General features: G+C 30.7%; 10 protein-coding genes and 1 pseudogene. 1 reads left to right on the top strand and 10 read right to left on the bottom strand.

Translation table 11 applies throughout. The features are described 5' to 3' along the window. The 8 genes and pseudogenes from V5787_RS08930 to pheT form a co-directional block, all read right to left on the bottom strand. Nucleotides 1-89, bottom strand: a pseudogene (locus V5787_RS08930) (IS1595 family transposase); the annotation flags it as partial. A gap of 84 nt (nt 90-173) precedes the next feature. Next, a complete protein-coding gene (locus tag V5787_RS08925; RefSeq protein WP_336892896.1) occupies nt 174-2639 on the bottom strand; it encodes a TonB-dependent receptor in 2466 nt (821 codons plus the stop codon). 72 nt (nt 2640-2711) lie between these two features. After that, the gene (locus V5787_RS08920; RefSeq protein ID WP_336892895.1) at nt 2712-3866 is read right to left on the bottom strand and encodes an imelysin family protein; all 1155 of its coding nucleotides are present in this window, start codon (nt 3864-3866) and stop codon (nt 2712-2714) included. Nucleotides 3867-3960: 94 nt separating this feature from the next. Continuing rightward, nucleotides 3961-5202, bottom strand: a complete 1242-nt coding sequence (locus V5787_RS08915; RefSeq protein WP_336892894.1) for a DUF4856 domain-containing protein — start codon at nt 5200-5202, stop codon at nt 3961-3963. Nucleotides 5203-5326: 124 nt separating this feature from the next. Beyond that, nucleotides 5327-6139 (bottom strand): hydroxymethylglutaryl-CoA lyase, encoded by an 813-nt coding sequence (locus V5787_RS08910; protein WP_336892897.1) that lies wholly within the window; start codon nt 6137-6139, stop codon nt 5327-5329. 373 nt (nt 6140-6512) lie between these two features. Further along, nucleotides 6513-7010, bottom strand: a complete 498-nt coding sequence (locus V5787_RS08905; RefSeq protein ID WP_336892893.1) for a ferritin — start codon at nt 7008-7010, stop codon at nt 6513-6515. 85 nt (nt 7011-7095) lie between these two features. Continuing rightward, nucleotides 7096-8127, bottom strand: coding sequence for a quinone-dependent dihydroorotate dehydrogenase (locus tag V5787_RS08900; RefSeq protein WP_336892892.1), 1032 nt, complete (start codon nt 8125-8127; stop codon nt 7096-7098). 180 nt (nt 8128-8307) lie between these two features. Next, nucleotides 8308-10734, bottom strand: a complete 2427-nt coding sequence (pheT, locus tag V5787_RS08895) for a phenylalanine--tRNA ligase subunit beta (protein WP_336892891.1) — start codon at nt 10732-10734, stop codon at nt 8308-8310. A gap of 186 nt (nt 10735-10920) precedes the next feature. Between pheT and V5787_RS08890 the strand changes: the two genes are divergently transcribed. Continuing rightward, entirely contained in the window at nt 10921-11211 is a 291-nt protein-coding gene (locus V5787_RS08890) for a DUF3817 domain-containing protein (protein ID WP_336892890.1), read from the top strand. A 45-nt stretch (nt 11212-11256) separates the two neighbouring features. On the opposite strand, the gene V5787_RS08885 is transcribed toward V5787_RS08890, so the two are convergent. Further along, the gene (locus V5787_RS08885) at nt 11257-11835 is read right to left on the bottom strand and encodes a YceI family protein (protein WP_336892889.1); all 579 of its coding nucleotides are present in this window, start codon (nt 11833-11835) and stop codon (nt 11257-11259) included. 14 nt (nt 11836-11849) lie between these two features. Continuing rightward, nucleotides 11850-12311, bottom strand: a complete 462-nt coding sequence (locus V5787_RS08880; protein ID WP_336892888.1) for a MarR family transcriptional regulator — start codon at nt 12309-12311, stop codon at nt 11850-11852. Nucleotides 12312-12717: the final 406 nt, after the last annotated feature.

Raw genomic sequence — 12717 nt, 5'->3', positions numbered from 1 at the left:
TTTATTTTGGCTAAATAAGCTTTACATGATTCATCATTTGGCAGTTCTTTTATAAAACTCAGTATATTTTGACCTTGAAAAACATCCATATCTGTTATATTTAAGGACACTAAGATACAGAAACTAAATGACTAACTCAGTTTCTTGTTTAATTTCATACGTTTACTTTTTGGTTATAGTTTAAACTCAAAAGTAAAATAATATCCTCTTGGATCTGAAGTTATAATTCCAGGTCCTGGATATCCAGTTGCTCTCCGTGTGAAATAAGTATTATCCAACACATTTGTAACCCCAGTTTCTACTCTTATCTTTTTGTAAACATACGAAAAAGAAAGGTCTAATATATCATAAGACGGAATTGCTCCTTCAACAGATAGATAATTCGTAGCATCGTAAGATGCATTGGTTACATCAGTAAATTGCTGAGAAAGGTATGTGTATTGTATGCTTGCCATAAAATTCCTATATCCAAAACCTGCTCCAGTTTTTAAATTTACCAAAGGCACATACTCCACCTCTTTTCCTTCAACTCCATTAAATTCAGAACTGATATATTCTGATTTGGTAAATGCTGTATTCAAGAAAATAGTACTCTTGATATTGTTGTTTTCTTTCCAAAAAACACTCTTCAAGTTAAAATCGAATAATGATTCTACACCATAAATAAGAGCATCACCAATATTCGAGCGCTCCCAACCAATTCTATCAGTAAAATTTGTTCCTATTTTCCCTTGGTATAATAAACCAAACACACCTGCGTCATAAGATAAATTATTACCTAACTTACCTCTAATTCCAATATCACTTGTATAACCCTTTTCATCGTGAATATCTTCAGCTACTGAATATGAAGGGCTATTTACACGAATATCACTAAACGTAACCGAACGATAATTTTGAGATATATTTCCATACAATTCAAAATAATTATCTGGTTTATAACTAAGACCTATTCCCATTAAGAATATATTTCTTTCAAAGGTTTTGTTATCCTCAATAAACTCTCCTTGAATATTGTCTAAATACTCCCCTTCAGAAGTTGTTTTTATATATTCAAATCGAAAACCTGGTGTCACGGAAAAACTTTGTGAGATATTAAAAATATTTTCACCAAAAACAGCGGTGTTGAAATTTGGATAGTTAAAGCTTGATTGATTTTGGTAATCGGGATAATGATCTGTATAAAAGCTAAAATCAGCATCAGCTCCCTTACTTCCTGGACCTTGTTGTGATGTGTTATTTGCACTGTATATTTTTGTTCCAATTAAAAAAACAGACTCTCTATTATTAATGTCATAACGAGACAATAAACGTGCTTCTGCCCCCCAGTTTTTAAACAACCCCACTAATAAATCTCTTTCATGCTCAAAACTTCCATCTTGATTTTGAATATCTTCATCTAAAAAAGGGTTGGGTTCTGGAAAATTATAATCTACGATAAAACCAATCGCTTTTCTACTGGCATGTAAGCCAAAAACATTTAAGGTAAAATCGGTTTTTTGAGAAAATTGATGTTCCAATTTTAAAGCAAAAAGATTCCAATTTACAGCAAACCAATTTCTAGTTCTAGGCATTTTTTTCACTCTAGGATTGGTCAAAAATTGGACATCAGACAAACCTCCTGATTGTTTTGCTAAATAATCCAAATAGGTATATTCAAAGGAGATATTCGTTTTTTTAGTAAACTGATAGCCTAGATATGCAAAGGCACTATGTGATTCAAAATTAGAATTTTCACGATAACCATCCCCTCTTTTATAATTATAATAGGTGTAATAACTAAACTTACCAATGGTACCACTTAAACTAGTAAAGTTGGTATATAAGCCAAAAGACCCCACTGTATTTCGGGATGTTAATTCAACTTCTCTATTCTCAATTGGCTTTTTTAATTTAAAGTTGATTAGACCTCCAAACTGTGTTCCGTATTGTAATGAAGCAGCTCCACGAACTATTTGAATTTCTGACAAAGCCTCATTGGCGGGAGTATAATAACTTTCAGGATATCCCAACACATCGGCACTGATATCATAACCATTTTGACGGGTATTAAAATTAGCGGTACGGTTTGGATCCAGTCCTCTACCCCCTACGCTCAATTGCAAACCACCATCACCCGCATCAAAAATATTTAAACCTACAACTTGTGCCATTACTTGACGCGCATTATTGGTTGCCAACCCTCCTACTATTTGATTTACCAAAACAACTTCTGTCTTTTTCCCTGCATAGATTGCTGTACCTTCAACAGGTTTTAATCTTTTTAGATTAAATAATTCTCTATTGTAATTGTGCAATTCGACTTCTGTCAATAATTGTCCTAAAGGAGATAATTCAAAAACTAATTCTTTTGTCGATTTAGAAATTGTTTTTTTTATTTTTAAAATAGAATATTCATAGGAAAACACAACAAAATATACCGTACCTAATGAAATTGAATTGAGGCTTAACTTTCCTTCAATGTCTGTAGTTCCTAGCTCATCTCCAGAAGCCAAAAAAACTTGGGTAGACGGAACACCTTTACCTGTTTGTATATCTTTTACAATAAGTGTAATAGCCTTGGTATTTGTTTGTGAAAAAGCCTGTAATCCAAAGAATAGGCAACAGAAAAAAATCAGCTTTAAGAATCGTACTTTCATAATTGTATTTAACAAAAAAAAGTTCAGATATTAAAATCCCTGAACTTTCTACTCTATTATATGTCTTGTTTATTAATCTCCATCAGAATCACTATAATCTGCTTTGATATCTAAAGCTGAAATCATATTGGTTTTTAATACTTCAATTATAAGATGAATACTTTCTCTAATATCTCTATATTTCTCAATATCTACTTGACTTATTCCTTCATAAAAATTTTCATCCAATTTTTGAGCTTCTGAAATAGCTTCCTCATAATACGTATCTAGTACTATTGATAAGTCGTTACCTACCGCTGTAATTTGTAGTTCATCTAAATAGGATTTTAAACTTTCACCTACTGTATCTGAATTTAAATGCTTTCCATTAAATAAATTTTTAGAGGCTGTTAAAGAAGCAATTAATAATACTTTAGAAACATCTTGTTTGTAAAAAGCCTGAACCTTCTCTGGAATAACAACAGGTTCTCCTAAATAACCAATTGGTGTTCCTATTTGGGCTGATCTTGTTGCCTTTTCTAAATTAAATATCAAGTCATTTGTCAATTTATTTAAAGAAGATGTCGATGCATTACAGTCATTTGTAATAAAGGTATTTCTATAACCATTATTCCAATCTGTCATTACTTCAGCTCCCATAGACAGCAACCTATTTGAAACATCATCAAGATATAATGTATACTTAGCTGCATTTTCATCTGAAGTGTATTTTAACAGAATTTCGGCATCGGTATCTCCCAATCCATTTAATAAATAATCCAAGGCAGGAAAACCTTGAGAGCGTAGCTGAGTAGACAAAGTCAAATCATAACTTCCAGAAGATATGTTTTCTTCTACAAACTCACCTGTTAATTTATCTGTTTCAGGTTCGTCCTTAACATGTGGAACATTAAACGTATTTGTATAATCTCTTAATCGAATATTTTCTGCTTTCCCTATTTCATAGATAGATACATTTTGCCAAACGATATAAGCCTCTAGCCATTCTGTACGTAACAAAACCAAGTTTTGTTCATTTGGTGTTTCTATAAAAACATCTTTGGCAGTTTGTAAAGAGGTTAATTCATCAACATATAGTGTATACGATGGAATGATTATATTGTCTGCCCAATTTGTTAACAAAGCACTTCTATCAAAAGAATCAGGCATACAGTCAGCTACAGAACTTCCTCCTTTACAAGAGCCCAAGGCTAAAACCATTAATAAACAATAAAATATTTTTTTCATCTTATCCAAAATTAAATCTATTATAAATTTGTAACACTTAATAAAAGCGACTGTCTTCGTTTATTAAACAATCACTTTTATAAGTTCTATGTATTTATTCTGCAGCTTCAGCTACTGTAAAATCAAATTTATCAGCAATCGTATTAGATATTTCATCCAATACTGTACCATCTGTTAAATCCCAAAAACCATCACCTGCATCTAACTTAGATAACAATGCTTCCACCTCACTGATAGACAAATAAGCTTCACCTGTATTTGGGTTTCTTGTGAATTGTAAGCTATAGATAAATCCATAAGCTTCAGAAAGACCATGAAAAGCAGATTCATATTCTTGCGCAGCTAAATTATTTTTACCTGCCTCTAAGTAATATACTGCACGAACTGCAACTACTTTAGAAATTTGGTATTGTAATACTTCAATTGCATCTTCTAAAACATCATAGTCTTGCGCTACAACAGCTGCTCTACCAATTTTAAAAGCACTGAATATTTGATCTTGAATTCCAGAAAAAGCACTCATTCCATTCACTTGAGTTATATAAGTAAATAAGAATTTATCATCTCCTTTTGCTACTGGTGCTATAGGATTGTCAGCAGCTCCATAAACATATCCATAAGCTTCGTCAAAATGATGCTCATAGGTTGTATAATTTTCACCTTCTAAAAGGGTTTCATTTGTATTGTCAGCAATATACTCTTCGTTACCAACTCGAACATCTCCTAAATAATTATTTAATACCTGATCTACAACCAACGCACCAATCAATCCTTTATTAAATAATTGATTGTATTCCATACCTTTTGAATTTACATATCTAGGTTTTTCTCCAACGTACCCTGCAACACCCTTTGAAGCAACAACATCTTTACTTGGTACAATTTCCGCGAAAAATTTGTCTATATAAGAAATAAATAAATTCTGTGATTCAGCAGCAAAAACAGCATCATTTAAATCATTAGAAGAAGCTACTTTATTTTGAATTTTCTTAGAGGATTCATTTAGATTTGCATCATCAAAATCATTACCATTTTCAGAATGATTAAAAGCACTCTTTACATTTTCAGCAGTTTTAGTAGTATTTACATCAAAGAAACCTAATATTTCTTTTCCCATATACAAACGATCCGATTGACCTCCAAAACTTACAGTAGTTTCAGAATCTCTTGTAAAAACATAAGTAGCTGGCACATCAAAATCATAATCTATTTCACTTACAGTAGTAATCACACCTGAGTCATTTTCATCACCCAAATCATCTCCTTCATTTTTACAAGCTGCAAATAGAAGTACTATTCCGCTTAAAATTCCAACATTCATCAATTTTGTATACATTCTTCTCTTATTTAGATTAATTACAAATAATTTATTTTGTATTTGGCAAATATACACAAGAATCCTAGCAATCAAAATTTATTAAGAATAAATTAAAATAATGTTAATGTTTCTAAAAAAATAGTTAAAAAACCTGAAGAAAGGAATTATACGCACTTTCAAAACTCATAGGCTTGACGTTTGTATTCGTATTTTGAGAAGTAAAATATGATAATAGTTTTTCCGTAGGCATATTCCCAACCAATTCATCATTAGCCATTGGACATCCTCCATAGCCTTTAATAGCCCCGTCAAACCTACGACAGCCAGAAACAAAGGCAGCATCAATTTTAGGATACCACGCATCATATATTGTATGAAAATGTGCACCAAATTCTATTTCGGGATAACTTGGAATTAAGTTAGAAAAAAGATATCCTATATCTCCTGGAGTTGCACTACCAATAGTATCAGACAAAGAAAGGATTCTTACCCCCATTTGAGAAAGTTGCTCTGTCCATTTAGATACAATACCAACACTCCAAGGATCTCCATACGGGTTTCCAAAGCCCATAGATAAATAAGTAACGACTTCTTTATTCGATTTGTGAGCAATATTTAATATTTGATCCAATACTTTTATGGATTCTGCTATCGTTTTATGTGTATTACGCATTTGAAAATTTTCCGAAATAGAAAAAGGAAACCCTAAATATTGTATTTCATCAAAAGAAGCCGCTTGTTCTGCTCCTCTTTTGTTTGCAACAATTGACAATAATTTACTTGAAGACTCATCTATTTCTAACAAAGATAATACCTCTTCAGTATCGCGCATTTGTGGAATGGCTTTTGGAGAGACAAAACTACCAAAATCTACCGTATCAAAGCCTACATTTAACAAAGTATTGATATACTTTGCTTTCTTTTGAGTTGGCATAAACTCTTTTATGCCTTGCATTGCATCACGAGGGCATTCGATGATTTTAACGAAATTATTATCAGTTGAACTCAAAAAAATTGTTTTAAAACATTAAGTTTGTAGAACAAATATAATCCGAAGTTTTTAATTCCATTTATTAATCCAGAAGCAAACTAAAGAATATCTTGTACAAGATTATATTTTTGGACAACGTTTGCAATTAGTCTTTCCGCTTTTTTTAAACTTCTTACAACATTTACTCTTTTTCTTTTTCCCACAAGAAGTAGAACAGTCCCCTACAATCATACAAGGAGTTGCAAATACTAGCGTCATGAATTTTATGTTTATCTATTCTAAATAAATGCAAATATAAAGTATATTCGTTGTATCCAAAATTTTAACATAAAAGATATTATTCTACTGCAGCAGTAATTGCAATTATATCTCTATCAAACAGATAGTGCCCAGTCTTATCATCACCAATAATATTCAATTTATCCAGTAAAGTTCTTGCTGTAGACTCTTCCTGTAATTGCTCTGTTACATACCATTGCATAAAATTATGCACATTGTAATCTTTATGTTGTAAGCACTCATAAATCACTTTATTTATTTGTTCCGTTACAAATATTTCACTCTTTAAGAAATATTCAAAAAGTGAATTTAAATTTTTAAACTCGTCTACTGGTTTTTCCAAAGCTGAAATAGTTACAATTCCTCCTCTCTCATTAACAAACTTAACTAGTTTTGTCATATGCGCCTTTTCCTCTTCTGACTGTGCATAAAAAAATTCAGCAACACCGCTAAAACCAGCATTATCTGCCCATGAGGCCATTGCTAAATATTGCATTGAAGCAGCTGCTTCATATTTTATTTGATCATTTAATAAAATTTGAATCTCTGTTATCATATTTATATTATTTGTAACAACCAAAATAAAAAAGAATGATTACATCCAAAATTTTATCGGTTTTTTTTAAAGTAATAATTTAGTGTTATTTTTTTAATAAAGCCTTATTTATTTTTTTTATCAAATTAGGTCCTTCGTATATAAATCCTGTATAAATCTGTACTAGATCAGCACCCGCTTTTATTTTATCAAGCGCATCTTCGGCTGAGTGAATTCCTCCTACCCCAATAATAGGAAAAGCTTTATTTGAAGTATCAGATAAATATTTAATCGTTTGGGTGCTTCTTTCTGCAATAGGCTTACCACTTAAGCCTCCGTTTCCAATTTGAGACAATTGTGTTTCAGAAGCTTTTAACCCCTCTCTATTAATTGATGTATTAGAAGCAATTACACCGTCAATTTTTGTTTCAGCGACCAATTCGATAATTTCATCTAACTGTTGGTTGTTTAAATCTGGTGCTATTTTTAACAATATTGGCTTCTGTTGAACTTCTTTATTATTTAAAGTTTGAACAGATTGGATAAGCTCTGTTAGATAATCTTTGTCTTGTAGTTTTGCATGACTTCCTACATTTGGGCAACTTACATTTAAAACAAAATAATCTACATATGGATGTAATTCTTTAAAAACCGTACAATAATCTTGAGTATATTGTTCTGTTGGAGTATTGGTATTCTTTCCTATATTTCCTCCAATAATTATTTTCTCTTTATTCTTTTTTAAGTTTTCTATCGCTGCTTTTACACCCGCATTATTAAACCCCATACGATTGATAATGCCTTGATCGTCTTTCAATCGAAACAATCTTTTTTTAGGATTTCCTACTTGCCCCTCTGGAGTGACCGTCCCTATCTCAATAAACCCAAAACCAAAATCACCCAATTCATTAAACAAAACTGCATTTTTATCAAACCCTGCTGCCAATCCAACTGGATTCTTAAACTTCAATCCAAATAACTCACGCTCCAACTTTGAATCATTTATTTGAAACATAGAACGTATCAAAGCAGATACTCCAGGTATTTTTGAAATATTTTTGATGATAAAAAATGTAAAGTAATGTACTTTTTCAGGATCAAATTGAAAAAGGATTGGACGTATGATTGATTTATACATTATATAGATTCTTTTGGAGAATTCTTAGTTGTTTAAGAACCCAACAAATTTACAAAATAAGTCTTAGCAAGACAATCATAAATAAGGAAAGCTCCCCTGTTTAAAGTCTATATGTTATTCTATAAAAAAAAGGATCAAAAAAATATATTTTTGATCCTTTTTTTTTATTGTTTATCCTTTTTACCGCAAAGTAGCCTCCAAATTTTTCTCAAATGTGGCTTGTAATTTTTGCATAATTTTATCTATTTGTTTTTCGTTCAATGTTTTTTGTTCATCCTCAAGTAAAAAACTAACAGCATACGACTTTTTATTTGCTCCTAATTTATTTCCTTCATAAACATCAAACAAATCAACTTCCTTCAATAATTTCCTTTCAGTTTGAAATGCCAAATTGTACAATTCTTCAAAGGTTACAGAACTATCTAGCAATAAAGACAGGTCTCTTTTTACAGAAGGGAATTTTGGCAAGGCCTTTACTTTAATTCCTTTATTACTCGATATCTTAAGCACATTATCCCAGTTTAAATCAACATAAACGACTTCTTGTTTGATTCCAAAATGTTTTAATATTTCCTTTTTAACGACCCCTATATCAGCCAATTTAAATTTACCTAAACCCAATGAAACCCCTTCAGAAAACACATCATTTTTTGTCGGGGATGTCTTTATGCTAACGACGCCTAATCTTTCTAATAAACTTTTCACAACACCCTTAACATAAAAAAAATCTGAAGTTTTTTTTGTACTTGTCCAAGTATTTTTTGATCTGTTTCCTGAAACAAATAAAGCTAAATGCTTAAATTCTTCATACTTTTCATCATATTTATGATATGTTTTTCCGAATTCAAAAAACTTCAACAAGTTGTTTTTTCTATTAATATTATAAGAAATTGATTCCAAACCACTAAACAATAATGACTGACGCATAACAGCCAAATCATTACTCAATGGATTCAACATAGCTACATTGTTCTCTTCATTTAAATTATCAGAATATTCTATATAAGATGCCTTTGTTAGAGAGTTAGACATAATTTCATAAAAGCCCAGTGAATTTAATTGGTTCCCTACAATATTTTCTATTTTTACTACACTAAAATCGAAAAATGGAATAGACGTATTTAATTTATGAGAAAATTGAATATTATTATAACCATAAACTCTTAATATCTCTTCAATAATATCTGCTTCCCGCTGTACATCAACACGGTATGCAGGTACAATAAGTCCTAAACCTCCTTCCGTTTCACTATTGATTTTAATCTCTAAGGAAGCTAATATCTTTTTGATGGTTTCATTCGATAATTTCTCGCCAATTAATCGTTCTACATTTTCATAAGATAAAAACAATTCAAAATCTATAATTTTGGTGGGGTATAAATCTATAATATCAGAAGCAATGGTACCACCAGTAATTTCTGAAATTAACAAGGCAGCACGTTTTAAAGCATATTTTGTGAAATTAGGGTTAACACCTCTTTCAAAACGAAAAGAAGCATCTGTATTTAAGGCATGTCTCTTTGCTGATTTACGTATAGAAACTGGATTAAAATAAGCACTTTCTAAAAAGATAGATGTTGTTTTATTTGAAACTCCAGAATCTTCTCCTCCAAATACACCTGCTAAACACAATGGGTTAGAATTTGCATCACAAATCATCAAATCTTCGACATCTAATTCTCTCTCAACTCCATCCAAGGTTGTAAACTTAGTTCCAGCCTTTAATGTTTTTACCAAAATTTTATTTCCATTTACCTTATTCGCATCAAAAGCATGCAAGGGTTGCCCTAACTCATGCAATACATAATTTGTGATATCCACAATATTATTTATCGGTGCTAAGCCTAGAGCTTTTAATTTGTTTTGAATCCACTCAGGTGATTCTTTAACTTTTAAATCCGTAATAGTAATACCACAATATCTAGGTGCTAACTCTTTATTTTCAACTTCAATGTCAAACTTTAACTTTCTTTCATCTACATGAAAGTTACTTACAGAAGGAGAGATCAACTCTAACTTAATTCCTTGCTGCATAAGCCCTGCACGTAAATCACGAGCGGTACCATAATGACTCATTGCATCTGCTCTGTTAGGCGTCAATCCTATTTCAAAAACTTCATCTGTTTCAATTTTAAAAACGTCCGCTACTGGTGTACCAGGAGTTAAGGCATCATCTAATACCAAAATACCGTCATGACCTTTTCCTAGACCTAATTCATCTTCAGCGCAAATCATACCAAAGCTTACTTCTCCTCTAATTTTTCCTTTTTTAATTTTGAAAGATTTTTCTTGCTCATCATATAATATAGTGCCTACTGTAGCGACAGGAACCTTTTGACCTGCTGCTACATTTGGTGCTCCACAAACAATTTGTATGGGCTCTTCACCACCAATATTTACCATCGTTATACTAAGTTTATCAGCATTGGGATGTTTTTCACAACTAAGAATTTCTCCTACAACAACTCCTTGTAGACTCCCTTTTATGGATTCAATCAAATCGATTCCTTCCACTTCCAGTCCTAAATCAGTTAATAATTCTCCTGTTTTTACAGCATCCCAATCAATTTTCAAAAATTGTTTTAGCCAATTGTATGATATTTTCATTCTTATGAAATAAAGTTCTTATAATTGGCGTCAAATATACGTAAACCATTAAAGATATAATAGTTTATATCTTGTATTTTAATCCTAACACTCCTTCAGACCTAAGTCAATAAATCTAGATATATTTTTAAATATAACCACCTCAATAAGCACTGATATCTTTATCTTTGCTGAAATTTTTAAATTATGAACAGTCTTAAACTTTTTAGGTTTACCAGTATTTCTGAGGGAATTTCTTTATTACTGCTTTTTGGAATAGCAATGCCTCTTAAGTATATTTTCGAGAAACCTTTGTTAGTTGAAATCGTTGGAATGGCACATGGAATCTTATTTATTGCTTATGTTTTATTCACTTGCGTCTTTAAATTCAAAGAAAACTGGAAAATCAAAGATTTTTTAATTATTATATTTTCATCACTAGTCCCATTTGGAACTTTTTACGTTGATAAAAAATATTTAGCTAAAATTAAAGCATAAAAAAAGCCGTCAAATTGACGGCTTTTTTTTTAATTTAAAATTGTTTTAAAAAACTAATTTAACGTTTAATTCAAAGTTGTTTTTAATTGCCTTATCCTTTAAATCATCAAAAAAGCTTGATGAACCATATTTGATTCCATATATAGTTCGATCAATTTCTAAGTTTGCAGTTGCCGTACTACCCGTTATATTTAAATCAAAAGTAATAGATTTCGTTATTCCTTTAATTGTAAAATCTCCTGTTATATTATATTGTCCATTATCTCCTGTTACTTTTGTAAAAATCAGATTAGATGTTTTGAAATTATCAGTTCCAAAAAAATCATCTGTTTTTAAATGATTTTCTAATTTTTTTTTGCCGTTTCCTTCTAAACTAGTAACAGTTATAGAGCTCATATCTATACTAATTTCTCCTCCAACTAACTGATCCTTCTTAAATTCTAAAAAACCACTTTTAATATTGATGGTGCCCTGGTGATCACTACCAATTTCCTTTTTTCCAATCCAAGAAACTTTACTTTCTCTAGTTTTAATTTGTTTTACTTCATTTTTCAGTACACTAAACGACATTCCAATGAATGCAACCAATGCAACAGCTGTTAATTTCACCACTTTTGTTTTCATTTTTCACGTATTAATTATTTATTATTCACTCTTAATTTATTTAATAATTCATTTAATTGTTCAGCCTCTACACACGATAAATTTTGTGAAATACTCATTTCATGACTAGAAATGGTTGTATCAATTTCTTTTAATAAACTCATGCCTTTTTCAGTAATCACAATATCTATTTTCCTTCTGTTTGATTCACATTGCTCTCTTGTAACCATTCCCTTTAATCGTAGTTTATCAATCAATCTTGTCGTATTACTCATCTTAGAAATCATTCGTTCTTGAACATCCCGTAAATTAATTGGATTTCCCTTCTGACCTCTTAATATTCTAAGAATATTAAATTGCTGAGAAGTTAAATCATATTGTTTAAAAAAAACACTAGATTTCTCATTTACCCAACTTCCAGTATACATGATATTCAAAATAATTTTTTTTAAAGGATCATATTTACTGGTACTATTTAATTGCTCTTCTATAGACATTTGTATATACAACTTTTATCAACACAACAAATATACACGTTTATTTGAATTAAGTAACTATTTAAAAAACAATTCTTGTATATACAACAAAACTATATTGTTTTAATAACTCTATGTACTGAAATAGAGCGAGTTACATTAAACACAAACCAAATAGAAAATAATGATATAATAATTAAGACCGTTGCAAGGTACATTACAAAAACAAAGACCCAAACTTAGGGTGTAAATAATTGTCTGTTAGCTTATTAAGATGTATATTCAAGCCATGAAACTACAAATAACACCTACTTTTGCAGATAGCATTTGTGACTTACGTACAAGAAAGATAAAAGCTATATTTTTTAGTCAAATAAATATTCTTATCGATTGGGATCGCATTTCAAAAATAATAGACAAGGACTAT

It is taken from the genome of Flavicella sp., assembly GCF_037132785.1.
In the GTDB taxonomy this organism is placed as follows: Bacteria; Bacteroidota; Bacteroidia; order Flavobacteriales; family Flavobacteriaceae; genus Flavicella.
The sequence above is the reverse complement of the archived record's forward strand: the minus strand, read 5'-3'. Positions and strand labels throughout refer to the sequence as shown.

Excerpts from the sequence above, each read along its gene's own strand:
- V5787_RS08900 (WP_336892892.1), bottom strand. The coding sequence starts at position 8,127 with ATGTATAAATCAATCATACGTCCAATCCTTTTTCAATTTGATCCTGAA.
- V5787_RS08890 (WP_336892890.1), top strand. The coding sequence starts at position 10,921 with ATGAACAGTCTTAAACTTTTTAGGTTTACCAGTATTTCTGAGGGAATT.
- pheT (WP_336892891.1), bottom strand. The coding sequence starts at position 10,734 with ATGAAAATATCATACAATTGGCTAAAACAATTTTTGAAAATTGATTGG.
- V5787_RS08910 (WP_336892897.1), bottom strand. The coding sequence starts at position 6,139 with ATGCAAGGCATAAAAGAGTTTATGCCAACTCAAAAGAAAGCAAAGTAT.
- V5787_RS08905 (WP_336892893.1), bottom strand. The coding sequence starts at position 7,010 with ATGATAACAGAGATTCAAATTTTATTAAATGATCAAATAAAATATGAA.
- V5787_RS08880 (WP_336892888.1), bottom strand. The coding sequence starts at position 12,311 with ATGTCTATAGAAGAGCAATTAAATAGTACCAGTAAATATGATCCTTTA.
- V5787_RS08920 (WP_336892895.1), bottom strand. The coding sequence starts at position 3,866 with ATGAAAAAAATATTTTATTGTTTATTAATGGTTTTAGCCTTGGGCTCT.
- V5787_RS08925 (WP_336892896.1), bottom strand. The coding sequence starts at position 2,639 with ATGAAAGTACGATTCTTAAAGCTGATTTTTTTCTGTTGCCTATTCTTT.
- V5787_RS08915 (WP_336892894.1), bottom strand. The coding sequence starts at position 5,202 with ATGTATACAAAATTGATGAATGTTGGAATTTTAAGCGGAATAGTACTT.
- V5787_RS08885 (WP_336892889.1), bottom strand. The coding sequence starts at position 11,835 with ATGAAAACAAAAGTGGTGAAATTAACAGCTGTTGCATTGGTTGCATTC.